The organism is Streptomyces sp. Edi4, from assembly GCF_040253615.1.
In the GTDB taxonomy this organism is placed as follows: Bacteria; Actinomycetota; Actinomycetes; order Streptomycetales; family Streptomycetaceae; genus Streptomyces.
Genome location: NZ_JBEJGY010000004.1, coordinates 3,442,173 through 3,465,767 on the forward strand (window position 1 = coordinate 3,442,173; position 23,595 = coordinate 3,465,767).

A 23,595-nucleotide genomic window follows, 5' to 3' on the forward strand; every position below is an offset into this window, starting at 1 on the left:
CCCGTCACTCCGCCCGGTACGGGTACGGGGCGGTCAAGAACATACCGTTAGCATGTAAAATACAGACTGGACGGTTTCCCTGCGGAGTCAAGGGTGGGCGCTCTGCGGACGTAACAGCAAGCTTCGGGGGGCAGAGGAGTCGGTATGGCCAAGCAGGACAGGGCGATTCGAACGCGGCAGACGATCATCGCCGCAGCGGCGCGGGTCTTCGAGGAGAACGGGTACCAGGCCGCGACGATCACCCAGATCCTCAAGGAGGCCGGCGTGACGAAGGGGGCCTTGTACTTCCACTTCAGCTCCAAGGAAGAGCTCGCGCACGGTGTACTCGCCGAACAGGGACAGGCGTGGAGTCTTCCCGCCCGGCCCAGCAAAGTCCAGGAGTTGGTCGACGCGGTGATGGTGCACGCGCACCGGCTCCAGACCGACCCCCTGGTCCGCGCCTCCGTCCGGCTGACCCTCGACCCGCACGCGTACGGCCTCGACCGCACCGGCCCCTTCCGGGAGTTCGGCGAGGTCTGCCGGAAGATCCTCACCGCCGCGAAGGACCAGGGCGAGCTGCTGCCGCACGTGGACATCGCCGAGGCCTCGGACATCCTGGTCGGTTCGTTCGCCGGCGTCCAGGCGATGTCGGAGACGCTCACCAACTACGCGGACCTCTCCGAGCGCGCCAGGTCCCTGCTGCGCTATCTGCTGCCCGCCGCCGTCGTGCCGTCGGTGCTGGCCGCGCTCGACTACCCCGTCGACCGGGGCGCGGTGGTCTTCGCGGAGATCCAGGCGTTTGAGGGCGCGGCGGCGGAGTAGGCGGTTCGCCCGGGAGGCGTTGGCCCGAGGGCGCGGGCGTCGGCCCGGGTCCGCGCGTCTCCGGGCCTCGGATGCCGCGCACTCCCGCTCCCGTTGCCGGGGCGCAACCCGGGTGTCCGCCCGGCCGCCCGGCTCGCCTCGACGGCGTACGACCGCGACGCACCGCCGCGCCGCACCTTTGGGACGTACCGCCGTGCACGCCACCGGGCCGTACCGCTCGTCGAATCGAGCGGCGCTGCGTCGTCCGCCCTCCCCCGGAAGCGGACTTCGGCCAGGACGCCGGTCCTGAACCTGGCTGAGAACAGACGCTGTTGAGGGCGACGGCCCCCTCCTCGGGCCCCGTGTGGCCGTACGCACCCTGTGACAACGCACTCTGTGACATGGCTCCATTCCGGTGGATGCACCGCCGCCGGAACCCACGCCTGCGGGTGACGCCAGGCAGCGCGAGCCCCGGGCCCCGCCGTCCGCCCGTCGGCCCACGAAGCACCCTTACACCTGCCCGGACCTGGGCTTCTTGGTGACCGGTCCCGCCTGCGAGGGCGCCGCGTCCACCCGTCCCTGGCCACCCCTCGCGCGCCACGCCAGAACGGCCGTCTTCCCGCCCCGCACCCCGCGTCGAGCGCTCCCCCTCGAAACCGCGTGATTACTTCTTCCCCGGATCACTTTTAAGAAAACCGCTTGGTCTGTATCTTACAGGGGCGGGGTGCGGCTGAAACAGGCGCAACCACACCGATCCCGAGGGGGGCCTCATGACTACAGCGGTTCGTCCTGCCCATAAACGCGTCACGGATGCCGGTCCGAGCAGCAGATACGTCCCCGCGCCCATGGCGCTGACGCATCGCACACGCCCGGCGGACACCTTCGTCCACGCCTGGACGCAACTGGGGGCCCAGCACTTCCGCTTGCAGGTACGCCTCCCCCACGACCACCCCTTCTACCCGCCGACCCCTGACGGCACCTACGACCCGCTGCTGCTCGTGGAGACCATGCGGCAGTCGTCGAACGTGGTGAGTCACGCCGGGGTCGGCGTCCCCCTCGGTCACCACTTCATGCTGTCCGACCTGGAGTTCTCCTGCCGCCCCGAACTTCTGCGGGTGGCCGCGGGCATGGCCACGATGGAGCTCGACGTATTCGTCCCGGAGATCCAGTACAGCGCGGGACGGCCGAGCAGACTGCGCTGCGAGTGGGCGCTGCGGCGGGCCGGCGCCGTCGTGGCCACCGGGGGTGCCCGCGCCCGCTTCACCGACCCGCGCGTCTACCGACGACTGCGCAACGGGGCGCAGCCGCCGCTGGCCCCCGTCCGGCCGGGGCCGGCCCTCTCCCCCACGCTCGTGGGCAGGGACAGCCCCGGAGACGTGATGCTCAGCCCGGGTGAGGGCCCGCAGGAGTGGTTGCTGCGCGCCGACACCAGCCACCCGACCCTGTTCCAGCGTCCGAACGACCACATCCCCGGCATGCTGCTCCTGGAGGCAGCCCGCCAGGCCGCGACGGTCCTGACGGGCCCCGCCTCCTACGTCCCGGCCGCCGGCCTGATCGGCTTCCAGAGCTACGCCGAGCTCACCTCCCCGTGCCTGATCCGGGCAGAAGTCCTGCCCGCGCCTTCCTCGACCCGGGTCAAGGTGACGGGAGTCCAGGACGGCAAGTCGGTCTTCACCTGCCTCCTGGAAAAGCCGACGGCCACCGCCGACCACATCTGAACCGCCCGCCCCCAGGCCCCTCCCGCACCCGTGGAGGGTCCTGGGAGCCCCGGGAAACCGACGCGCCGGTTTGAACTGCCCGCTAGGTGCCCCAGCCCGCAGTCCGCAGACCACGAGGCCCTGAGCCCGGATGGCCGGGGACCCGGGGCCCCGCAGGCCGCAGGCCGCAGACAACTGAGCCGCGAAGCCTCACCCCGGCCTCTTGACCACGCGGCAACGCAGCTCAGCCACCCCGGAACAGCGGAAGCCCCCGTACCGCGCCCCGCCGCTCCACGCCCATCCGCTACGCTGTTCACGTCAGCGGCCAGGCCACGCGCAATGCCCGCCCGGGAAACCGGCGCGAGCATCCGCAGGCCCCCCTGACCAGCGGGCTTGTACACCGAGACCGAGGACCCCCGCACTGGGCCCTCCCCCGACGTGCCACAGGCCCTCGCCTCCGTAGCTCAGGGGATAGAGCACCGCTCTCCTAAAGCGGGTGTCGCAGGTTCGAATCCTGCCGGGGGCACCATGCGAAGGCCCCGGACCGGTCTTGGTCCGGGGCCTTCGGCGTGTGCGCAGTTGGGGTCGTCCGCTTTCAGCCGCCGCCGCTTTGGTGGCCGTTGGGCTTCAGGGGGTGGTCAGGGGCGTTTCTGGCGCAGGTGGCGGGAGGAGGCGAGGCAGGAGGACAGCCAGGTTGCCTCCTCGCGGTTGATGATCAGGCCGGTGACGGTGATCATCCCGTCCAGCGGGCCGTCGAGCCGGATCGAATGGTCACCGACGCGGAACATCTCCCAGTCCGCGTCGCTGTGCCAGAGCCGGGCTGTCTTGTCGCCCCGTCTCTGGGCGAACACGAGTTCCTCTCCGTGCTCATTCATGAAGTCACCCGACGTAGTCCCTGTTGGTGATCTCACCGCCGCACAGGCGGGCCAGAAGCGGTTCGATCGCGGGCGGTGCGTCGGTCATGCGGCGGGCTCCTCGTCCGGGTCGGCGTCCTGCCGTGCCGATGACAGGGCCAGCATGCGCGAGGCCGAGTCCAGCAGGGTCTCGTAAGTGATCACTTCTATGCGTGTCTGGTGCGCGTTGTACGTACGCAGCGTCTCCGCCAGTTCGCGAGAGGTCACGTCCCCTGTCACGTACCGCGGGTGTCCGATCACGACCGTCGCGGAGGCCCGGCGCGTGTCGACCCCATACTCGGCCAGGATGCTCGAACGGTGCTCGTCCATGGCGCGGAGGTAGTTCTGCGCCTGGGAGACCGCGCGGTGCGCGGCGGCACCCAGCATGAGCTGGCCGGAGCGCCGTATGACCAGGTCCTTGATGTTGGCTCGTTTGAGCTCCACCACGTGCAGAGAGCCGTCGCCGCGCAGGAGAGGGATGTCGAGGATGGTTTCCGGGGTGTACTGGCGGCGTGCCAGCTCGGTCACGTAAGCCCCGCCGAAGATCCATTCCTGGTCCTTCAGGCGGGCGTGGAGGGCGCTCTCTGAGCTGTCCGGTTCCTCCACCACGGCACGCAGGGCCGCCAAGCCGGCCTGCCTGGCGCGCAGTTCCAGCAACTGCGCCAGCGTGCCCGCGTCGACGTCGGCCAGGACGTCGTTCATCATCCGCGCGGCCTCGCGGGAGGCGGGCCGCGGCAGGTCGCGCAGGACCATCTCCATGTGCCCGTACTGCTGAAGCCGCCTCGCCTCCCGGGTCGAAAGCCGGATCCCGCCCTCGCCGTCCCCAAGGCCCAGGCAGTCGGCGGACCGGGCTATGCCGCGGAAGAGGTCACGAGCGTCGGCCGCGGTCGCGTCGGGCCGGTCGGCGCACAGGACGTCCAGGGCGGCGACCGCCCTCTCGGCACCCATGGCAGTCATCCTCCGCAAGGATTCCTCACTGCGCTGCCGGGCTTCGTCGTCGTAGTAATTCTCCAGGACCTCAAGGTAAAGGTCGCCGCCGGCATAGGCGGCGAAGCGCTGGAAGCGCTGGGCGAGCGCGAAGTCACCGTGGAGAATGGCCTCTTGGGCCACGTCCTCCAGGGCGTCCACCAGGGACCTGCCCTTGCCGTACGTCCCACCGAGGCCGCCCATGATGCCCAGCACCGTGTCGATGCGCCCCCGGACGCGTTCGTCCGCGGTGAGCTCGCTCGCCTTCCGGACCAGTTGCCAGAGGGTGAAGCCGGATCGAAATGTCGTCACGTGCGCACCCTAGGTCCGGGCACTGACAGCCACGCCTGGCGGAATCTGTTCCGGGGCCTACGGGTTGACCAGGGTGCCCTGGGGGCAGCCCGTGCCTCGGGGGATGCTGTACGGGGCCGCCACGCGGTACGTGCCGGGCTTCGGGGCCACCAGCTCCGTCCACTCGTCGCCCGAGGCGTTCAGCGGGGACTTGCGCAGGCAGCCGTTGACGTTGGTGTACGTCCTGGGGCCGTGGCCCCGCAGCTTCGACGCCGGGGTCTCCTGCGGCGCCTCCAGGCCCTTGCCCTGGTCGTCGACCAGTTTCAGCCAGGGCGAGTACGGGATCCGGATCAGGACCGTGCCCGCCGTGCGGACGTCCACCGTGAGCTCGCCCTCGCCCGCGTGTTTGACCGTGGCCGGCGGGTCCGCGAGCGGGGTCGGGTTCTCGACCGCGAACAGCCGCCAGTGCTCGTTCGACCAGACCTGCTTCAGATACGGCAGGCCCTGCTCGATCAGCTTGCCCTCCTGCACGGCGCCGTTGCGGTCCGCCGGGCCCAGCGGCAGCACCACGTACCGCACCGCCCAGCGGTTCAGCCAGGCGTGGTAGTTGTCCGCGTTCAGGGTGTCGTCGTAGAAGAGCGGGTTGCGCTCCATGTCCGCCTGCCGGTTCCAGCCACGGGCCAGGTTCACGTACGGGGTGAACGCCGACGCCTCGCGGTGGCTGGACGCCGGGACCACCTCGACCCGCCCGGTCGAGGCGTCCAGCCCCTGCAACTGGTCGACCAGCGGCGCCAAGTCGCGGGCCCAGGTCGCGGCGGGTGCGGTGTGCACGATGTCGTCCACCGACTTGAAGCCGATCCACCCGTTGAGGCCGACGAAGGCCAGCACGATGGCGTACCACTTGAAGGTCTTCGGGACGGCGTACGGGAGCGCCGCGAGCAGCACCACGCCGGCGAACAGCATCGCGAGCCGCGTGATGTTCGAGCCGATCTGCGACTGGATCGCGAAGCACAGCAGCACGGCGACGCCGTACACCACCGCCGCCGTGCGGACCGTCCGCCAGTCCTTGGGCACCAGGAAGAGGATGAGGACCGCGAACAGGAACGGTCCCGACGTGGTGGCGAGCGACATCGGCTGCGTGCCGGAGAACGGGAACAGCCACGCCGAGAGGGCGACCACCGCGACCGGCGGCAGGCCGATCGCGTACGCGCCCGGGCGGCGCTTGTTCAGGAACAGCGCGGCCGCGACGAGCCCGAGGAACAGGCCGGCCACCGGGCTGCTCGCGGTCGCCAGCGCGGCGCAGGGCGCGGCCACGGCCGCCTTGGGCCAGCGGTTCTCGCGCTTGTTGTGCGGCCAGCAGAACACCGCGGCCACCGCGCCCAGCGCGAACATCGTCCCGAGCCCGAAGGTGACCCGGCCCGACATCGCGTTGCACAGGAACGCGAAGAGGGCGGCGAACGAGCAGGCCAGCGGGTTGCGGACCGACTTCACGCGCACCAGGATCAGCGCGGTGAGGCCCGCCGAGACCGTGCCGGCGATCATCATCGTCGTACGGACGCCGAGCAGCGCCATCAGATACGGCGAGACCACGCTGTAGGAGACCGGGTGCATCCCGCCGTACCAGGCCAGGTTGTACGCGGACTCCGGGTTGCGGCCCACGAACTCGGTCCACGCGTCCTGGGCCGCGAGGTCGCCGCCGCTGTTGGCGAAGAGGAAGAACCACAGGATGTGGGTGACGGCCCCGGCGATCGTCATGAACGCGACGGGATGACGCCTCGACCAGGAGCTCGGCCCCGGCCACAACCCCCGTATTCGCGCCCCAAGCCCGGAGGCGGCCGAAGGTCCAGTGGACGGTTCGGGGGTGGCCTCGGACCCGGGTACGGACGGCGCCGCCGGGGGCTGGGAGGCCGCCGGGGTCTTGGGCGTGGCCCGGGGCGCGCTCGCGTCCCTGCGGGGCGTGTCGGCGCCCGCGCCCGCACCCGCGGCCGGGTTTGCGCTCGTGCTGCCGTCGGCGCGGGTCGGCGTCGGCTCAGCGGTGGTCACTGCGGCTCTCCCGCCTCACGCTGTCTCTCAGCTGGAAAACGCGCTGCCGTGTGCGGTCGCACACGGCGCGCGGGGGGCCGCCCGGTCCGGCCCGTACTGCTGTGAACGGGAGGATTCGATTCTGCCCCGTTCCTCAGGACGCCGTCCCCCGCGCCCCCGGTTGCCCGAAGCTAGCACGAGGGCGCCCCATGGGCCGGGGCGCCCTCGACGCGATCGGGGCCGTCAGCCCAGTCGGGTGAGCTTGGCGCCCACGCCCGGCTCGGCGAGCGCGCTCTTCAGCTGGACCGGGGCGGTCAGCCTGCCGTTGCCCGAGCCGATGGACAGCTCGCCCACCACGTCGCCCGCCTTCGCCGAGTGCGGGACCGGCTTGCCGGCCGCGCCGAGCTTGACGTCGACCTTCAGACCCGGCCAGCCGACCGCCTTGAGGTCCTTGGCGGCGACCAGCGGCGTACGGCCCCCGAGCCCGTCGTCCACGTACCCGACGACATCGCCCTTCTTGACGACCGTCGCGGAGGTGACGTCCTTCTGCACCGCCTGGATCAGCTTGTAGCTGTTGTTGATCGCGGAGGTCAGCTTGGCGTCGAGCGTGGTGCCGGTGCGCTGGCCCATGACGATGCCGTAGATCCGCTGGTTCTTGCCGTCGATGACCGTGTCGGCCGCCCACAGCAGGTTGCCGCCGGCCGGCGTGGACGAGCCGGTCTTGATGCCGCTCACCCCCGGCTTGAGCAGGATCTTGTTGTTGTTGTAGATCATCGTGGGAACGCCCGGGATCTTGATCTGGGGCGTGTTGACGATCTCGCGGAACACGTCGTTCTGCATGACGGCCTGCGCCAGCTTGAGCTGGTCGGTCGGCGTGGAGACCGTGGTCTCCTTCAGACCGCTGGGGTCGGTGTACGTGGAGTTGGTCATGCCGAGTTCCTTGGCGGTGGCGTTCATCTTCGCGATGAAGGCCTCCTCGTTCCCGGCGTCCCAACGGGCCAGCAGGCGCGCGGCGTTGTTGCCGGACGGGATCATCAGCAGTTCGAGCATCTGCTTCTCGGTGAACTGCTGGTCCTTGCGGATCGGCGCCGTCGACTCGTCGGGCTTCTTCGCGTCGTCCTCGGCCTGCTGGTCAACCGTGATCTTCTCGCCCTCCTGCTTCCCGGAGATCGGGTGGCCCTTGAGGATCACGTACGCCGTCATCGTCTTGGCCACGCTCGCCAGCGGCGCGGGCTTCTGCTCCCCGTGCGTGCCGAGGCTGCCCACGCCGTCCACCGTGATGGCCGACTGGCCGTCGGAGGGCCAGGGCAGGTCGAGGCCGCTGCCCTCGAAGGTGTACGTGGCGGACGAGGTGAGGTCCAGCTTCGGCGCGGGGAGCGGCCGCATGATCTGTACGACCGCGAAGACGACCAGGAGCAGCAGGACCAGCGGGGTCCAGATCTTGAACCGGCGCACCGTGGAGCGGACCGCGGTCTGCGCCGGGGGCGGGGTGTTCGTCAGCTCGGCCAGGAGGTCGAGCGGGGGCTTCGGCGGCAGCGGCTGCTGTCTGGTGCGCTCGGCACGCTCGGGGACGGCCGCGCCGGTCGCGGTGCCGATTGGGGCGCCGGGGGCCGGGGGCGGCGGGGTCACCTTGGGGGCCTCGGGCCGCTTGGCGGGGGCCTCGGGCTTGCCGGCGGCGGCGCCGGCGGCCGCGTCGTCCGAGCGCAGCGGCACGAACTGGCTGGACCGCTCGGCCCGCTCACCGGCCCGCTCGCCTGCCCGCTCGACGTCGGGCTCCCGCTTGGGCGCGGGGAGCTTGAGCATCGCGGTGGGCTGGTCGACGGCCGGGGCGGCGACGACGGGCTTGAACGTGGTGGTGGGCTGATCGATTCCGCGCTCGGCGTCCGGGGTGGCCTTGGCGTCGCCGGACTTGGCCTCGCCGGACTCGGCGGGGCCTGCCTTGGTGCCGGGGGCCTTGTCGTCGCCGGACTTGTCGTCGCCGGACTTGGCCTCGCCGGACTCGGCGTCGCCAGACTGGGCGCGGCGTGCCTTGACGCCGGGGGCCTTGTCGGCATCGGACTCGGCGTCGCCGCTGCCCTCGCCGGACTTGGCGGGGCCGGACTTGGCGTCGCTGGACTTGGTGCCGGAGGCCTTGTCGTCATCGGACTTACCGTCGCCGGACTCGGCGGGGGCCGCCTTGGTGCCGGAGGGGGCCGCCTTGGTGCCGGAGGGGGCCGCGTCCGCGTCGGCTTCGTCCGGCTCGGCCGCCGGGGTGCTCTTGGCGGCGCCCCAGGACGCGGCGCGTGCGCCGGAGTCGGCGTCGTCGTCGGCCTCGGCGTCCGTGGCGGCGGACGCGTCCGCGTCGCCCTTCGCACCCCGCTCGGCGGCGTCCGTGGACTTCTTCGCAGTCGCGACGTCAGGGGTGGCAGCCTCGGACCCGGCCGCGGCCTTCTCGGCGTCCTTGGACGCATCCGGCTCGACGGCCGGGATGACATTCGTGGCGGCCGCCCCTGACCCGGCGGCCCCTATCGCGCCCGCTTTGGCCTCGTCGCCGTCCGGAGCCGCCGGCTTGGCGCCGCCCCGCCCGGACGCACCCTCACCGGCGTCCTCGCCCGCGCCCGCGCCCGTGCTCGACTCCGCGTCCTCGCCCTCCTGGTCCACCCACGCCGCCACCGCCGCGCGCAGCCGCGTGTCGCCATCCTCCTGGCGCGGGGTCCGGAAGACCGCCGTCGCCTGGTCGACCGGAGCGCCCGTGGACCCCGTGGACCCCGTACCCGCTTCGGAACCCTCACCGAAACCGGAGCCGGAGCTCTCCCCGGAACCGGAACCGGAACCGTTCACCGCCTTCGCGCCGTCCTTCTCCTCGCCGGACGGGGACCCGGAAGGAGCCCCGGAGGGGGACGGGGAGTGGGAGAGCGCGAGACGCGGATCGCGTTCGCTCGTAGCCGTCTCCCCCGACGACTGCTTCTGCTCCGACTTGTCGGGGGACTCGCCCGCCACCGATGCCTCCTCCAGACGCCGCTGGCGTCATCCGAAACTGCCCGAACCATGTACCAGTGTCCTGTGTGCCGGGTAGGACCCCCCGGCTAGACGAGAACGACATACCAGTTGGTTCCCGTACGAACCACCCAGGCGCTCTCGACAGATGAATGTGAGAGGGGTCACCCTGTCATTCATCCACGCGGGGAGGCATGGATGGGCAGGAGCCGCAGAACGATTCCGGAAGAGCTGTTGCTGCTCGCTCTGGACCCGGCCACGGGTACCACAGCGCAGCCGCAGTCGCTCGACCTCGGCCTCGCCGGAGCTCAGCTAGTGGAGCTGGCTCTGGCAGGACGGATAGCCCCGGACGGGGATCGTATCGCCGTGGTGATGGCACGGCCGACAGGAGATCCGACACTGGACTCCGCACTGGAACTGCTGCGCAGGCGCGGCAGTCCGGTTCGGGCGGTCCACTGGATCGGCGGGCCCCGTCTCGGGCTCCGTCAGATCTACCTCGCGCACCTGGAGCGGTGCGGCATGGTCCATGCCGTGTCGGGCCAGATGTGCGGGGTGCTGCCGACGACTCGCTACCAGGCGACGGACACGGCGATCAGCCGGGACATCAGGGCCCGGCTGGACAGCGCGATCCGCACCGGCGTACCGCCGGACCCGCGGACCGCGGCGCTGGCCGCGCTCGCCCACGCGGTGGGGCTCGGCAAGCACCTGTATCCCGGCAACGAGGGGCGGTCATCGCGCTCCCGTCTACGGGATCTGATCAGGCACGACCCGATGGGCGGCCTCGTCGCGCACGCCGTGATGGACGTCCAGAACGGCGTGGCCGCTCAGCCGCGCCGCGCCAACGCCACCACGCCGGACAACCCGAGCCGCCACGCTACGGCGGCCGGCGTCCCGATGCAGCCGCATCTCGGGTCGATGGCCAGGGCCGTGGTGCACCACTAGCGACACCCGCACCACTGGCGCGAAAAACATCCGCACCACTGGCGCAGACACCCGCCCCACTGGGGCAACACCCGCACCGGTGGCGCAATACCCGCATCACCAGCAACACCAGCAACACCCGTACCAACGCCCGTACCGCCCAGTCGCACCACCGCCGCACCGTCGTCCCCATGACCCGGTTCGGGAGCCGCACCCAAGATCGCGCGGGGCTGTCTCGACAGCCCCGCGCGTTCGCATTGTCGCTGTGTGTGGCCGTTTTCCAGCGCGCGCCCGGAGGTTGGTGGCAGTCTGCTGAGCAGAAGAACAGAAAAGCCGTGAGCCGGAGGTGCGTTACCCGTGGCGTCCAATGTCAATCCCACCGTCAGGCGGCGCCGACTGGGCCAGGAGCTGCGCAGACTCCGCGAGCTGAAGGGCATGACGGCCGAGGAGGTCGCCGAGCGCCTGCTGGTGTCCCAGTCGAAGATCAGCCGCCTCGAGAACGGCCGCCGCTCGATCAGTCAGCGCGACGTGCGCGATCTGTGCGGGGTGTACGAGGTCGAGGACCACCGTATCGTCGACTCGCTGATGCAAATGGCCAAGGACTCCCGCCAGCAGGGCTGGTGGCACGCCTTCGGCGACATTCCGTACAGCGTCTACATCGGCCTGGAGACCGACGCGGCGAGCCTGCGCGTCTACGATCCCCAGGTCGTGCCCGGCCTGCTCCAGACCCCCCAGTACGCGGAGGCGCTGATCGCGGGCGCGCTCCCCGAGACGGTCCCGGCGGACGTCGAGAAGCGGGTGAACGTGCGGCTGCGGCGCCAGGAGCGCGTGAAGGCGACCGAGAACCCGCTGCGCCTGTGGGTGGTCATCGACGAGGCCGCGCTGCGCCGCACGATCGGCGGCAAGCAGCTGATGATCGACCAGCTGGAATCCCTCATCGACCAGTCCCGGCTGCCCCATGTCACCGTGCAGGTACTGCCGTTCAGCATGGGCGCGCATCCGGGAATCAACGGCCAGTACGCGATCCTGGAATTCCCGGACGCGTCGGACTCCAGCGTTGTCTACATCGAGGGCGTCACCAGCGATCTGTATCTGGAGAAGGCCAATGATGTCCAGAAATACAGCGTGATGTACGAGCATCTGCGGGCGCAGGCCCTGAATGTGGACCAGACCCGGGAATTCATCACCGCGATCGCCAAGGAGTACGCCGATGGAACGGCCTGCTGAGCGCCGGGATCGGCCGACTCGGCGCTGAAGCGCGGCACGGTACACCCCGCGCGTACCGCGGTGGAAGACCCAGCCGGAATATGCCATCCGGTCGAGTGAATGGCCGTCCCGCAGCCCGGAGGCTGCGAGTAGCGTCGATCACGCCAACGGAAACCGCTGGCCGAGAACGACCAACTCGCGAGAACCGGAGCGAACATGGCAATTCTTCAGGGCGCCACGGACACCTGGACCAAGTCCTCGTACTCCACCGGAAACGGCGCATGCGTTGAGGTCAAGTCCCCCGTCATGGAGACCGTCGCCGTACGGGACTCCAAGGTCTGCGAGGGCCCCTCGATCTCCTTCGCCCCCGGCGCGTGGAGCGCGTTCGTGGCCGAGGTGACCCGGGATTCCCTCGTCTGACCACGCCTCCAGCCATCGTGATACCCGCACGACCGTCAAGAGCCCTCTCGACTGGCCCGCCGTCCCGGCCGAGGGGGCTCGGCCATGTCCGCCGTCAGGCCTCGCGCCGTCAGGCCTCGCGCCGTCAGGCCTCGCGCCGGCGGAGTTCGTCCACGTAGCGGTCGGTGCCCGGCACGGTGGGGATGAACGGGGCCACCAGTTCCACGCGGCCGAGGCCGGCGCGGACGAGATCGGTGTCGAGCCCGGTGAAGTGGTCCGCCCAGACCTCCCTCGGGTCCCGCTCAAGGAACCAGAGCAGGGTGAGCCGGGTGCCGACGCCCTCGACCTGCTTCACATACGTCATGCGGTCGCCCGGCAGCGGGGTGGGCCGGAAGACGGTCACCATCGCGGCGGGCCCTCCGGCCAGGCGCCGGGGCAGGCGGCGCGAGCGCAGCCACTCCAGCAACTCCCCGCGCGCCTCGGGACTTTCGGCGTCGATGACCTCCAGGACGAGACCCGCGTACGGATGGTCGAGGGCGTGGTGGTCTCGGGGGCCGGCCGCTCCGTCCCGGTAGACGGTCGCCTCGTGGTCGTGGAAGGCGGTGAAGACGTGGGTGCGCTCCTGGTGGACGCGGCCGTCGCGGTTGAGGCGCCGGTTGATGCCGACGGTCCACCTCATGTGCTCGTCGTAGCGGCCCTCGGTGATCCAGTACGTGGAGAGGTAGCAGCCCGCGCCGACCGGCTGGGCGACGGCGGACTTCTCGGGGTAGCGCAGGTCCTGGAGGTCGTGGGTGGCCACCCAGCGCCGCCCCCCGAACATCCAGGGCATGGCCATGGCGCCCGCGTAGTAGTGGTCGTCCTCGTACCAGCGGTTGTAGGCGTACTCATGACCCGGGTGCGGCTCCACCATGGTGATCAGCGCGTGCCCGGGGCGCACCCCGTAGGGCCCCGCCGACGCCAGCTCCTCGTACGCCTCGGGGCGCCCGTCCTCGCTCATGCCGCATCCCTTCCCTCCGTCACCGGACGGACTTACTCTGACGCTCCGTCAGAAGATGTGCCAGAGGCGGGAGATGACCGGATGCAGCTGCGTGGGAAGACCGTCATCGTGTCCGGGGTGGGGGCCGGGCTCGGGCACCAGGTCGCCGCGGCCGTCGTGCGCGAAGGGGGCAACGCGGTGCTCGGCGCGCGCACCGAGGCCAACCTCGCGCAGTGCGCCGCCGAGATCGACCCGGGCGGCGCCCGCACCGCCCTGCTGCCCACCGACATCACCGACGCGTCCCAGTGCGAGGCCCTCGCGGCGCTCGCCGTGGAGCGGTTCGGCGCCATCGACGCGGTCGTCCATGTCGCCGCCTGGGACAGCTACTTCGGCGGCGTGGCCGACGCGGACCTCGCCACCTGGCAGCAGGTCATGGACGTGAACCTGCTGGGCACCCTGCGCATGACCCGGGCCTGCCTGCCCGCGCTCAGGGCGCGCGGCGGCTCCGTCGTCATCATCGGTACGCAGTCGGCGGTGGCGGCGCCCTCGCAGGTGCGGCAGGCGGCGTACGCGGCGTCCAAGGGCGCGCTGACGTCCGCGATGTACTCGATGGCGCGCGAGTTCGGACCGGACCGGATCCGGGTCAACACGGTGCTTCCCGGCTGGATGTGGGGGCCGCCGGTGCGGGCGTACGTCCAGTTCACGGCGGCCGCCGAGGGCGTGTCCGAACAGGAGGTGCTGGGCCGGCTCACCGAGCGCATGGCCCTGCCGGACCTCGCCACGGACCGGGACGTGGCGGAGGCGGTGACCTTCCTCGCCTCCGACCGGGCCCGCGCGATCACCGGCCAGTCGCTCCTGGTGAACGCGGGCGAGCTGATGAGGTGAACGCCGTCGTGGGGAGGGGCCCCGACGTGCCTGGTCTCCGCTGCCCCGGGACGCGCCGGTCCGGCGCGGGCGGGGTCAGCCGACGATCTGCGCGTCGTCGCCCTGGCCCGGCGCGGGCCGCGCCGGGGTGTCCTGGCCGTCGCCGCCGCTCCGCGGGTAGGCGTCGTCGCGGTGCGTGCCCCAGCGCTCGTAGCCGGCCGCACGGTCCTCGGCGTCCGTCGGACAGTGCCGACCCGCCCCTTCCGCCCCCTCCGCTTCCTCTTCTTGGGCCGCCTCCTCGTCCATCACCATGTCGTCGACGGCCTGCTGAGCGTCGCGGGCGTCGTACGGGGGGAGTTCGCCCTCACGGGCCGAGGGGTCGGTGACGGCGGGCTCGGTCTCGTTCTGGGCGTAGCTCTGCTGACCGGCGGCGTCGTCGGCCGGGGCGGCTGAGGCGGGGACCGCCGCGCACCCGAGCAGCGCGAGGGCGACCAGCGGGCCGGTGAACCAGCGGGCCGGCAGGGTACGGCGGGCGTGCGTGGTGCGGGCCCTGGGAAGGGGGGTCATGGGAACGACCCTGACGAAGGACACGGTACGCGCGCGAGGGACACGCGGCATCGGCGCGGTTCCTTCGCCCGTACGAGTGGTTTCAGCCCCTCGGATAGCGCAGCAGCCAGCCCGCCGTGTTGACGGCCGGGCCGTGCAGGGCGGGGCCCTGGGTCATCTCCATCGCGAAGTCGTCGGCGAGTTCCAGGATGGTCGCGCGGCCCTCCAGCTGGGCGAGCCACGCGGGCGGCAGCGCGGTCTCGCCGTGCATCGCGCCGAGCAGGCTGCCGCAGACGGTGCCGGTGGCGTCGGAGGGGCCGTCGTGGTTGACGGCGAGCAGCAGCCCGTGCCGGATGTCCTCGCCGACCAGCGCGCAGTACACGGCGATCGCGAGCGTTTCCGGGGCGCGGTGCCCGGTGCCGAGGGTGGCCACGAGGGCCGGGCTCGGCATGCCCTGGCGTACGGCGCCGAGCGCGTGCCGCAGCGCGTCGGTGACCGGCTCGTGGCCCGGGCGCACGGCGAGCTGCGCGAGGGTCCGCTGGACGGCGCCGTCCATGGACTCGCCCCGGGCGAGCCCGTGCACGACGACGGCGAGCGCGCCGGCCGAGAGATATGCCGCCGGGTCGCCGTGGGTCTGCGCGGCGCACTCCACGGCGAGTTGCAGCACCAGCTGCGGTTCCCAGCCCACGAGCAGGCCGAACGGCGCGGAGCGGGTGAGGGCGGCGGGGTCGTCGGCGCCCGGGTTCTTGGGCTGCTCCAGGGTGCCCATGATGTCGTCGCCGAGCCCGACCAGGCAGGCCTTGGCCGGATCGCGCCGCGCGTAGAGCCATTCCTCGCGGGCCAGCCAGCCGTTGTCCTCGCGGCGCTCGTCGGGCCCCCAGTCGCGCTGGGTGGCGGCCCAGCGCAGATGTGCCCGGTGCACGTCGGTGGGCGGGTGCCAGGCGCCGGTGTCGCGGCGGACCTGGGCGCGTATGAGGCCGTCCACGGTGAACAGGGTGAGCTGGGTGGCCGCGGTCACGGTGCCCGTGCGGCCGTGCGCCGGGGCAAGGTCGCTCAGCGCGTCCGGGCCGTGCCGCTCGCGGATCTCGCTCAGCGCGAGCCCGGCGACGCCCGCGCCCAGGGTGTCCCCGATCGCCCCGCCCAGCAGACAGCCCCGTACCCGGCTACGGAAGTCCTGCTGTTCGGCCCGGCCCCATATGGGTGCGGATGCGGCTGCGCTCATGCGGCAGCACGGTACCCGAACGAATGCGCCCCTTTAAGAGCGCCGGCCCTCCTCAAACCCCGGCCGGGCCGACCACCCCCACCCGGGCCGGCCCCAGCCCCGCCAGGGGCACGGGAACTGCGCGGCCAGCCACGCACGGTCCGCAGCCGAAATCCCCGGGGCTCCGCCCCAGACCCCGTATCGGCCTGAACGGCCCTCGTCCTCAAACGCCGGACGGGCCAACGACCTTGGTGCCTCGCGCCAGGCACGCTTGTCGCCGTCGGGAGCGCCCTGGGCCGGCTTCTTCGGCGGGGCGCTGACCTGGGACGGGAACTCCTTGGCCAGACCTTGGTAGCCGGAGTCGACCTCGGCGTGAACATCGGGGTGGAGGCGGAACTGTTCGGCGCTGCCCTCGGTACGCACAGCGGTCTGGTCTTGCATGCGGCCCGGGCGGACGACGCCGGAGAACAGGGTGCGGCCCTGGTGGTCGCTGAATGTGGTGGTCTTGATCGTGTTCTGCTTCTTCTTGCCCGAGACGAAGGCTTTGCGTCCGGGGCGGCCCGCGCGCGGGCGTCGGACCTGGACTTCCGTGCCGTCGAACCGGGTGTCGACGCCTTCGGCATCTGCGTAGGCGAACAGGTCGTCCAGGGTGCGGATGCGCAGACAGGGGCGGCCGGGGATGGCAAAGACCCGCGCGGCGAGCAAGGGTCTGACCTCGCGGATCGCGGCGGAGACGGTGGAGCGGTTCACCCCGTACAACTCGGCCAGGGCGGCATGTGGCAGCCCGAGCCGCAGGTGGACCAGGGTGGCCGCGAGCCGGTCGGCGAACACCAGGCGCGGCTTGCGTCCGGCACCCTCGGCCCGCTTGCGGGGCCCGCCCCTCATCACGTGCAGGGCCGACGCACGGGCCGCCGCCCAGGGCGGGGCGAGTTCTTCGAGCAACTCCCCGAAATGTGCGCGGGGGACCCCGGACTAGGCAGGATGGGTGCAGGCCGTACGGGACCAGGTCAGCTTCACAACTCGCCCAACCCGTAGAGCCCTTCCCGTGTCACGGCCGACTCACTCCCGCCCTCCCCTCAAGGTCGTTAGGGTCGGGCCCATGGCTTCCATAGATGTCTCCCTGCGTCCCGTGCACCCCAGCGATCTGCCTGTGTTCTTCCGGCACATGAGCGACCCCGAGTCGAATCGGATGGCCGCCTTCACCGCCGAGGACCCGACGGACCGGGCCCGCTTCGACGCGCATTGGAAGCGCATCCTCGCCTCGCCCGACATCGTCACCCGCACCGTGCTCGCGGACGGCGATGTGGTCGGGCACGCGGCCGTGTACGGCGAGCCGGGCGAGCGGGAAGTTACGTATTTCATCGATCGCTGCTACTGGGGGCGGGGCATCGCGACCGCGGCGCTGTGGGGGCTGCTCGCCGAGGTCCCCGAACGCCCGCTGCTCGCCCGGGCGGCGGCGGACAACACCGGATCGGTGCGGGTCCTGGAGAAGTGCGGCTTCAAGGCCGTCGGAGAGGACCGGGGCTTCGCGAACGCGCGGGGAGCGGAGATCGACGAGCTGGTGTTGCGGTTGGACGGATAATTTTCCCCACCCCGTAACGAATCGCGGAGCGATAGTTCAGCGGCTTGCGGCCCTGACGCGAGGGGGGCGTTGGGTGTGCGGGTCAGCCCACAGGTCGCGCGGTCAACACCGGCTGGAAGAAGTGCGTCTCCTCGACACCGTGCCATGTGACGTTGCCGAACTCGCACTCTCGCACAAGTTCCGTCAGCTCCTCCAGCGCCCAGGCCCGCGAGGTCGCCCGCCGGACCAGGACCTGCCAGGTATTGCCATCCGGCAGCAGTTGCACGTGATCGAAGTCGTAGACGCCGTCGTCGTGCCAGTGCCATAACTGGAACGTGACCACCTGCCCGGCGTCGCTGTTTGTCACCTGCGGAACTGTGGACTGCCGCTGCCTTTGTCGGGCGTCGCCGTAGTCCCTCGCCGAGAGCACCAGCAGCCCGCTGTCTCGCATGACTCGCCGCATATCGCCCACCGCATGGCGGACGTCGTCCTCGGTCAGCAGGTGCGCCAGCGAGTTGTCCGCACTCAGCACGACGTCGAACGAGGCGTCGGCGAACGGCAGCGAGCGCATGTCCGCCGCCAACGTCGCTGCCGCCAATCCACGCCGCTGCACCTCCGCTGCCGCTCGAACCGCGGCAGCCGGACTCAGATCGCTGCCCACGATGCGATGCCCGTGCTCGGCCAGGCCGATCGCCTGCGTCCCGATCCCGCATGAGCAGTCCAGGACCTCCAGCGGCTCGGCACCGTCCAGATACCGCCGGACCAACGAGTCCAGGGCATTCCCCTGCCGCGATACCGACAGCGACCAGTCCGCGTAGATCAGGTGGTAGTCCTCGGCAAGCTGATCGTAGAAGTCCTGCGCAGAGTGGGAGGCCATGGCGGAACGCTACAACTGACGATCTGCCGCCGTAACGTGAATATGGCTGCGCGGGTTGGCTCTGTGTGACGAAATCGTGGGCCGGCGCAGCCTTCGCCCATCCTGTCCTGTCCGGTATCGGCCGGGATCATCTTGGCAAGCTTGTTGTTGAACTGGCCCCGAAGAGGGAGGCGCGGCAGGAATCGGCTCTAACCCTGCGACGTGGTGGCGATCGGCGGCGCTCCGAAGGAGCTGGCCCGAAAGCCCGACGCCGGCAGTCCTCGGTGCGGATCTGCGTGGAACACGCCAACGCCGAGTACAAACAGCGGCGACCGATGCAGCGCTACAGCGGCAGCCGCGAGGATTTTGCCGAGACCCAGGCCTCGATCGCCGGTCTGTTCTGCGACCGTTCGGCCCGCCGAGCCACCCACTGCGAGGCCAGCACCGAACTGGTGCTGGCCGGCCCAACGGCCTGCTGATCGCGCCAGAGCCCAAACGCCGGGCCGCGACGCCCCGACCTCAATCGCTCCCCGCGTCGCAAGCATGCCCACGCGGGCCAGCACCGAGTAGTCAGGGGCGCGGGGAACTGCGCGACCAGCCGCCCACCGGCCCGCACGCGGAAGCGGCCACCCACGCACGACCCGCGCCCTCAAGCGGACGCACGTCGCCGCGTCACGTGTCCAGGACGGGAAGCAGGGCCGGCAGATGGCCGTCCGACGTGTGGGCCGTCGCGATCCGCTCGGGCGGCACGTCACCGTACAGCGTCGTGCGCGGACGCGCCGGACGGCCCGCCGCCCGCGCGATCGCCTCCAGGTCCTTGACGGAACGGTACGAACCGTAACTGGAGCCCGCCATACGGGAGATGGTCTCCTCCATCAGCGTCCCGCCCAGATCGTTCGCGCCCGAGCGCAGCATCTGCGCCGCCCCCTCCTGGCCCAGCTTCACCCAGCTGGTCTGGATGTTGGGGATGTGGGGGTGGAGCAGGAGACGGGCCATCGCCGTGACCGCCCGGTTGTCGCGGTCCGTGGGTCCGGGCCGCGCGATGCCCGCCAGATACACCGGCGCGTTGGTGTGGATGAAGGGCAGCGTCACGAACTCCGTGAACCCGCCCGTCTCCTGCTGGACGCGCGCCAGCGTACGCAGGTGGCCCAGCCAGTGCCGGGGCTGGTCGACATGCCCGTACATCATCGTGGAGGAGGACCGGATGCCCAGCTCGTGCGCGGTCCTGATCACCTCGATCCACGTGGCCGTCGGCAGCTTGCCCTTGGTCAGGATCCAGCGGACCTCGTCGTCCAGGATCTCCGCCGCCGTGCCGGGGATCGAGTCCAGGCCCGCCGCCTTCGCCTCGGTCAGCCACTCGCGGATGGACATCCCGGTACGCGTCGCGCCGTTCACCACCTCCATCGGCGAGAAGGCGTGGACGTGCATCCCCGGCACCCGCTCCTTCACCGCGCGCGCGATGTCGAAGTAGGCCGTGCCGGGCAGGTCGGGGTGGATGCCGCCCTGCATGCAGACCTCGACCGCCCCCACGTCCCACGCCTGCTGGGCCCGGTCGGCGACCTGGGACAGGGACAGCGTGTACGCGTCGGCGTCCGTGCGGCGCTGCGCGAAGGCGCAGAACCGGCAGCCGGTGTAGCAGACGTTGGTGAAGTTGATGTTGCGCGTGACGATGTACGTCACGTCGTCGCCCACCACCGACGCGCGGACGTCGTCCGCGACCGCGCACAGCGCGTCGAGCGCGTCGCCGTCCGCGTGCAGCAGCGCCAGCGCCTCCTCGTCGGTGAGCCGGGTCGGGTCGTCGGCGGCGGTCGCCAGCGCCTGGCGTACGTCCGCGTCGATGCGGGACGGCACCATGCCGGGGGCGGCCGCCTCACGCAGCGCCGCCCAGTCGCCGTACACGGAGTCGAAGTCCTCGCGGCGGTCGCCGGTGCGGCCCTCGGTGTCGATGGTGCGGTGCAGGTCGGTGCGGCCGGTGCCGGTGAAACCCTCGTCGGGCTCCTGCCAGGGCCGCCCGCGCACCTCCGCGTCCGCGTCGGCGAGGCCCGTCTCCGGGTCGGCGAGCGCGCGCACGTGCGGCAGCAGCCGGGGGTCGAGCCAGGGCTCGCCGCGCTGGACGAACTCCGGGTAGATGCACAGCCGTTCCCGCAGAACGAACCCGGCCGCCGCCGACTTCAGCGCCAGCTCCTCGATCCGGGGCCAGGGCCGCTCGGGGTTGACGTGGTCGATGGTGACCGGCGAGACCCCGCCCCAGTCGTCGATGCCCGCGCCGATCAGCCGCCCGTACTCCCCCGCCACCAGGTTCGGCGGCGCCTGGAGGCAGGCTGCGGGACCCATGATGTGCCGGGCGACGGCGACCGTCGCCACCAGGTCGTCCAGCTCGGCATCCGGCATGCCGCGCATCGCCGTGTCCGGCTTGGCGCGGAAGTTCTGGATGATCAGTTCCTGGACGCCGTGGTAGGCGCGCGCCACCCGGCGCAGCGCGAACAGCGAGTCGGCGCGCTCCTCGTACGTCTCGCCGATGCCGATGAGCAGTCCGCTGGTGAACGGCACCGACGAGCGGCCCGCGTCCTCCAACACCCGCAGCCGCACGGCCGGTTCCTTGTCCGGGGAGCCGTAGTGGGGGCCGCCGGGCTCGGACCACAGGCGGGTCGCGGTGGTCTCCAGCATCATGCCCATGGAGGGGGCGACGGGCTTGAGCCGCTGGAAGTCGGTCCAGGACAGAACACCCGGGTTGAGGTGCGGGAGCAGTCCCGTCTCTTCCAGGATGCGGATGGACATGGCGCGTACGTAGGCGATGGTGTCGTCGTAGCCGTGCGCGTCGAGCCATTCGCGGGCCTCGGGCCAGCGGTCCTCGGGCTTGTCGCCGAGGGTGATCAGGGCTTCCTTGCAGCCGAGTTCCGCGCCTCGGCGCGCGACGTCCAGCACCTCGTCGGGGGACATGAACATGCCGTGACCGGCGCGGCGCAGCTTGCCGGGCACGGTGACGAAGGTGCAGTAGTGGCAGGTGTCCCGGCACAGCCGGGTGAGCGGGATGAACACGCTCTTGGAGTACGTGATGACGCCGGGCCGGCCGGCCGCCGAGAGGCCCGCGTCGCGGACCCGGGCGGCGGAGGCGGTGAGGTCGTCGAGGTCGGCGCCGCGGGCCTGGAGCAGGACGGCGGCCTCGGTGACGTCGAGGGCGACGCCGTCCCTCGCGCGTTTCAGCGCGCGCCGCGTCGCGTTGGCGGTCGGGCCGTCTGCCTGCGGGGTCCCCGCGCGGGTGCTCATCCACCGAGCATACGAGCCACCTCTCCCGGTCCCGTCCGCCCCCTTGACGGGCAGGCATGCACATGCGGGCCGGCACCAACCCCGGCCAGGGGCGCGGGGAACTGCGCGCTCAGCCCAGCACGGTCCGCAGCCGAGGTCCCTGGGGCTCCGCCCCAGACCCCATTCGCGCTGAACGCGCTCGTCCTCAAACGCCGGACGGGCTGAGGTATGCCGATGCGGGCCAGCACCAGCCCCATTAGGGGCGCGGGGAACTGCGCGCTCAGCCCAGCACAATCCGCAGCCGGGACTCCTGGGGCTCCGCCCCAGACCCCGATCGGCCTGAACGGCCTCGTCCTCAATCGCCGGACGGGCTGAGGTATGCCGAGTGGGCCAGGACCGGATGATCAGCGGCGCGCGACGGGCTGAGGTATGTCCAGTGGGCCAGCACCAGTCCCGCCAGGGGCGCGGGGAACTGCGCGAGAAGCGACCACGACCCGCACCGCCCCCACCGCCCCGCACTCGGAATCGGACACCCCGCCTCAACTCCCCACCCCCCGGCGTTCATCCGGGGGTATGACACTGGGACCAGCGCCCCCCACCCGACCCGTTGGGAGCTCACCCCATGACCGAGAACGGACCGACCGCACCCGGCACCATCGGCAGACGAGGACTCCTCGCGACCGGCGCCGCCGCCGCGCTCACCCTGGGGCCCGTGACCTTCGCGGACGCGGCACCCCGCACCGGCGCCGGCGCCGGACCCCGCCCCGACGAGACCGGAGTAGTGCGCGGCACCCTGCCACCGGGGTCCCCGGACTTCGTCTACCTGCCCGTGCACGTGCCGCGCGGCGTCCGCGAATTGGCGGTCTCGTACGCGTACGAGAAGGCGAGCGTCCCGGCCGGCACCCAGAACAACGCCCTCGACATCGGCGTCTTCGACGAACGCGGCACGGCACTCGGCGGAGCCGGGTTCAGGGGCTGGTCGGGCGGGGCGCGCACGGAGTTCTTCATCCGGGCCGACGACGCCACCCCGGGCTATCTGCGCGGCCCCATACGCCCGGGCACCTGGCACATCGCGCTCGGCCCGTACACGGTCGCCCCGCAGGGCCTGCCCTACACGGTGACGATCACGCTGAAGTACGGCGAGCCCGGCGCAACGCCGGCGCCCGTCTACCCCCCGCCCCGCGCCAAGGGCCGGGGCCGCGCCTGGTACCGGGGCGACTGCCATCTGCACTCGGTCCACTCCGACGGCGGCCGCACCCCGGACCGGATCGCGGCGCTGGCCCGCGCGGCGGGCCTGGACTTCATCAACACCTCCGAGCACAACACGACATCGGGCCACCGGGCCTGGCAGGGCCTGTGGGGCGACGACCTGCTGATCATGACGGGTGAGGAGATCACCACCCGCAACGGTCACGTGGTCGCCCTCGGCACCGAGCCGGGCCACTTCATCGACTGGCGCTACCGGGCGAGGGACAACCGTTTCGGCCACTTCGCGCGCGAGGTCCGCGCGGCGGGCGGCCTGGTGGTCCCGGCCCACCCGCACGCCACGTGCGTCGGCTGCAACTGGAAGTTCGGCTTCGGCGAGGCGGACGTGGTGGAGGTGTGGAACGGCCCGTACACCCCCGACGACGAGGTGACCCTGCTCGAATGGGACAACTCCCTTGTCGCGACAACCCGTTCGGGACGGCCGTGGCTGCCCGCGATGGGCAACAGCGACGCCCATCGCGACCCGGACCGCGTCGGCGGCCCCCAGACGGTGGTCCTGGCCGACGACCTGACGACCCGGGCGATCCAGGCGGGCCTGAGGGCGGGGCGTTCGTACGTGGCGGAGTCGGCGGAGGTCTCCTTGTCCTTCGGCGTCTCGGGAGGCCGCGGCGGGCACGCCGGCATCGGCGAACGCCTGCGGGCCGCGCCCGACGAGCAGGTGACCGCCCGCCTCGAAGTGCGCGGCGCCCCCGGCTGCACGGTCGCCTTCGTCACCGACCAGGGCACCCTGTACACGACCCGGCTGCCCGAGTCGGGCACCGGCACGGCCACCTGGCAGACGACCCCTGCCAACGCCGCCTACCTCCGCGCCGAGGTCCGCCACCCCCCGCCCGCCCCGGGCCTGCCGGGCCCCCTGACCGCGTTCACCAACCCGGTGTTCCTGGGCGGATGACGCGGCCCCCGCGCCCGGGCACCTGCCCCGGTGCCC

Annotated in this window: 19 protein-coding genes and 1 tRNA gene; 10 read left to right on the forward strand and 10 right to left on the reverse strand. The window is 71.6% G+C overall.

The genetic code is table 11. The annotated features are described in order from the left end of the window. Positions 1–144: 144 nt before the first annotated feature. The 3 genes from ABR738_RS17640 to ABR738_RS17650 all read left to right on the forward strand — a co-directional run bounded on the left by ABR738_RS17640 (position 145) and on the right by ABR738_RS17650 (position 3,006). The gene (locus ABR738_RS17640) at positions 145–801 is read left to right on the forward strand and encodes a ScbR family autoregulator-binding transcription factor (protein WP_350230940.1); all 657 of its coding nucleotides are present in this window, start codon (positions 145–147) and stop codon (positions 799–801) included. A gap of 749 nt (positions 802–1,550) precedes the next feature. Beyond that, positions 1,551–2,498, forward strand: a complete 948-nt coding sequence (locus tag ABR738_RS17645; protein ID WP_350230941.1) for a ScbA/BarX family gamma-butyrolactone biosynthesis protein — start codon at positions 1,551–1,553, stop codon at positions 2,496–2,498. Between the two features lie 432 nt (positions 2,499–2,930). Continuing rightward, positions 2,931–3,006: transfer RNA gene (locus ABR738_RS17650), tRNA-Arg, on the forward strand. A 109-nt stretch (positions 3,007–3,115) separates the two neighbouring features. Here ABR738_RS17650 and ABR738_RS17655 read toward each other — a convergent pair. From ABR738_RS17655 to ABR738_RS17670, 4 genes are all read right to left on the reverse strand, one after another. Next, on the reverse strand, positions 3,116–3,352 hold the full coding sequence (locus tag ABR738_RS17655; protein ID WP_350230942.1) for a hypothetical protein: 237 nt from the start codon (positions 3,350–3,352) through the stop codon (positions 3,116–3,118). An 84-nt stretch (positions 3,353–3,436) separates the two neighbouring features. Then, positions 3,437–4,648 carry a Shedu anti-phage system protein SduA domain-containing protein gene (locus ABR738_RS17660; RefSeq protein WP_350230943.1) on the reverse strand — a complete coding sequence of 404 codons (1,212 nt, stop codon included), beginning with the start codon at positions 4,646–4,648 and terminating at the stop codon, positions 3,437–3,439. A 57-nt stretch (positions 4,649–4,705) separates the two neighbouring features. After that, positions 4,706–6,670 carry a DUF8823 domain-containing protein gene (locus ABR738_RS17665; protein ID WP_350230944.1) on the reverse strand — a complete coding sequence of 655 codons (1,965 nt, stop codon included), beginning with the start codon at positions 6,668–6,670 and terminating at the stop codon, positions 4,706–4,708. Between the two features lie 222 nt (positions 6,671–6,892). Next, positions 6,893–9,628, reverse strand: coding sequence for a serine hydrolase (locus tag ABR738_RS17670; protein WP_350230945.1), 2,736 nt, complete (start codon positions 9,626–9,628; stop codon positions 6,893–6,895). Positions 9,629–9,823: 195 nt separating this feature from the next. Here ABR738_RS17670 and ABR738_RS17675 point away from each other — a divergent pair, with 195 nt between their 5' ends. The 3 genes from ABR738_RS17675 to ABR738_RS17685 all read left to right on the forward strand — a co-directional run bounded on the left by ABR738_RS17675 (position 9,824) and on the right by ABR738_RS17685 (position 12,172). Beyond that, the gene (locus ABR738_RS17675; protein ID WP_350230946.1) at positions 9,824–10,567 is read left to right on the forward strand and encodes a GOLPH3/VPS74 family protein; all 744 of its coding nucleotides are present in this window, start codon (positions 9,824–9,826) and stop codon (positions 10,565–10,567) included. Positions 10,568–10,903: 336 nt separating this feature from the next. Beyond that, positions 10,904–11,773, forward strand: coding sequence for a helix-turn-helix domain-containing protein (locus ABR738_RS17680; RefSeq protein ID WP_350230947.1), 870 nt, complete (start codon positions 10,904–10,906; stop codon positions 11,771–11,773). Positions 11,774–11,968: 195 nt separating this feature from the next. After that, entirely contained in the window at positions 11,969–12,172 is a 204-nt protein-coding gene (locus ABR738_RS17685; protein ID WP_350230948.1) for a DUF397 domain-containing protein, read from the forward strand. Between the two features lie 124 nt (positions 12,173–12,296). On the opposite strand, the gene ABR738_RS17690 is transcribed toward ABR738_RS17685, so the two are convergent. Next, positions 12,297–13,148 carry a hypothetical protein gene (locus tag ABR738_RS17690; RefSeq protein ID WP_350230949.1) on the reverse strand — a complete coding sequence of 284 codons (852 nt, stop codon included), beginning with the start codon at positions 13,146–13,148 and terminating at the stop codon, positions 12,297–12,299. An 81-nt stretch (positions 13,149–13,229) separates the two neighbouring features. On the opposite strand from ABR738_RS17690, the gene ABR738_RS17695 reads away from it, so the two are divergent. Further along, entirely contained in the window at positions 13,230–14,012 is a 783-nt protein-coding gene (locus ABR738_RS17695) for an SDR family oxidoreductase (RefSeq protein WP_350230950.1), read from the forward strand. A 75-nt stretch (positions 14,013–14,087) separates the two neighbouring features. On the opposite strand, the gene ABR738_RS17700 is transcribed toward ABR738_RS17695, so the two are convergent. From ABR738_RS17700 to ABR738_RS17710, 3 genes are all read right to left on the reverse strand, one after another. Next, positions 14,088–14,558, reverse strand: a complete 471-nt coding sequence (locus ABR738_RS17700) for a hypothetical protein (protein ID WP_350230951.1) — start codon at positions 14,556–14,558, stop codon at positions 14,088–14,090. A gap of 82 nt (positions 14,559–14,640) precedes the next feature. Then, the gene (locus ABR738_RS17705; protein WP_350230952.1) at positions 14,641–15,759 is read right to left on the reverse strand and encodes an ADP-ribosylglycohydrolase family protein; all 1,119 of its coding nucleotides are present in this window, start codon (positions 15,757–15,759) and stop codon (positions 14,641–14,643) included. Between the two features lie 33 nt (positions 15,760–15,792). Next, entirely contained in the window at positions 15,793–16,680 is an 888-nt protein-coding gene (locus ABR738_RS17710) for a transposase family protein (RefSeq protein WP_350230953.1), read from the reverse strand. A gap of 166 nt (positions 16,681–16,846) precedes the next feature. On the opposite strand from ABR738_RS17710, the gene ABR738_RS17715 reads away from it, so the two are divergent. After that, positions 16,847–17,320 (forward strand): GNAT family N-acetyltransferase, encoded by a 474-nt coding sequence (locus ABR738_RS17715; protein ID WP_350234626.1) that lies wholly within the window; start codon positions 16,847–16,849, stop codon positions 17,318–17,320. Between the two features lie 82 nt (positions 17,321–17,402). Here ABR738_RS17715 and ABR738_RS17720 read toward each other — a convergent pair whose 3' ends face one another. Beyond that, positions 17,403–18,176, reverse strand: a complete 774-nt coding sequence (locus tag ABR738_RS17720) for a class I SAM-dependent methyltransferase (protein ID WP_350230954.1) — start codon at positions 18,174–18,176, stop codon at positions 17,403–17,405. A gap of 65 nt (positions 18,177–18,241) precedes the next feature. Between ABR738_RS17720 and ABR738_RS17725 the strand changes: the two genes are divergently transcribed. After that, entirely contained in the window at positions 18,242–18,634 is a 393-nt protein-coding gene (locus ABR738_RS17725) for a hypothetical protein (protein WP_350230955.1), read from the forward strand. 193 nt (positions 18,635–18,827) lie between these two features. On the opposite strand, the gene ABR738_RS17730 is transcribed toward ABR738_RS17725, so the two are convergent. Beyond that, positions 18,828–21,422, reverse strand: a complete 2,595-nt coding sequence (locus ABR738_RS17730) for a bifunctional FO biosynthesis protein CofGH (protein WP_350230956.1) — start codon at positions 21,420–21,422, stop codon at positions 18,828–18,830. A 601-nt stretch (positions 21,423–22,023) separates the two neighbouring features. Between ABR738_RS17730 and ABR738_RS17735 the strand changes: the two genes are divergently transcribed. Beyond that, a complete protein-coding gene (locus tag ABR738_RS17735) occupies positions 22,024–23,559 on the forward strand; it encodes a CehA/McbA family metallohydrolase (RefSeq protein ID WP_350230957.1) in 1,536 nt (511 codons plus the stop codon). Positions 23,560–23,595 lie beyond the last annotated feature (36 nt).

Bases quoted from the DNA above. Each gene is read 5' to 3' on its own strand.
- ABR738_RS17690 (WP_350230949.1), bottom strand. From the start codon at position 13,148: ATGAGCGAGGACGGGCGCCCCGAGGCGTACGAGGAGCTGGCGTCGGCG.
- ABR738_RS17640 (WP_350230940.1), top strand. From the start codon at position 145: ATGGCCAAGCAGGACAGGGCGATTCGAACGCGGCAGACGATCATCGCC.
- ABR738_RS17700 (WP_350230951.1), bottom strand. From the start codon at position 14,558: ATGACCCCCCTTCCCAGGGCCCGCACCACGCACGCCCGCCGTACCCTG.
- ABR738_RS17645 (WP_350230941.1), top strand. From the start codon at position 1,551: ATGACTACAGCGGTTCGTCCTGCCCATAAACGCGTCACGGATGCCGGT.
- ABR738_RS17655 (WP_350230942.1), bottom strand. From the start codon at position 3,352: ATGAATGAGCACGGAGAGGAACTCGTGTTCGCCCAGAGACGGGGCGAC.
- ABR738_RS17730 (WP_350230956.1), bottom strand. From the start codon at position 21,422: ATGAGCACCCGCGCGGGGACCCCGCAGGCAGACGGCCCGACCGCCAAC.
- ABR738_RS17675 (WP_350230946.1), top strand. From the start codon at position 9,824: ATGGGCAGGAGCCGCAGAACGATTCCGGAAGAGCTGTTGCTGCTCGCT.
- ABR738_RS17705 (WP_350230952.1), bottom strand. From the start codon at position 15,759: ATGAGCGCAGCCGCATCCGCACCCATATGGGGCCGGGCCGAACAGCAG.
- ABR738_RS17720 (WP_350230954.1), bottom strand. From the start codon at position 18,176: ATGGCCTCCCACTCTGCGCAGGACTTCTACGATCAGCTTGCCGAGGAC.
- ABR738_RS17685 (WP_350230948.1), top strand. From the start codon at position 11,969: ATGGCAATTCTTCAGGGCGCCACGGACACCTGGACCAAGTCCTCGTAC.
- ABR738_RS17695 (WP_350230950.1), top strand. From the start codon at position 13,230: ATGCAGCTGCGTGGGAAGACCGTCATCGTGTCCGGGGTGGGGGCCGGG.
- ABR738_RS17735 (WP_350230957.1), top strand. From the start codon at position 22,024: ATGACCGAGAACGGACCGACCGCACCCGGCACCATCGGCAGACGAGGA.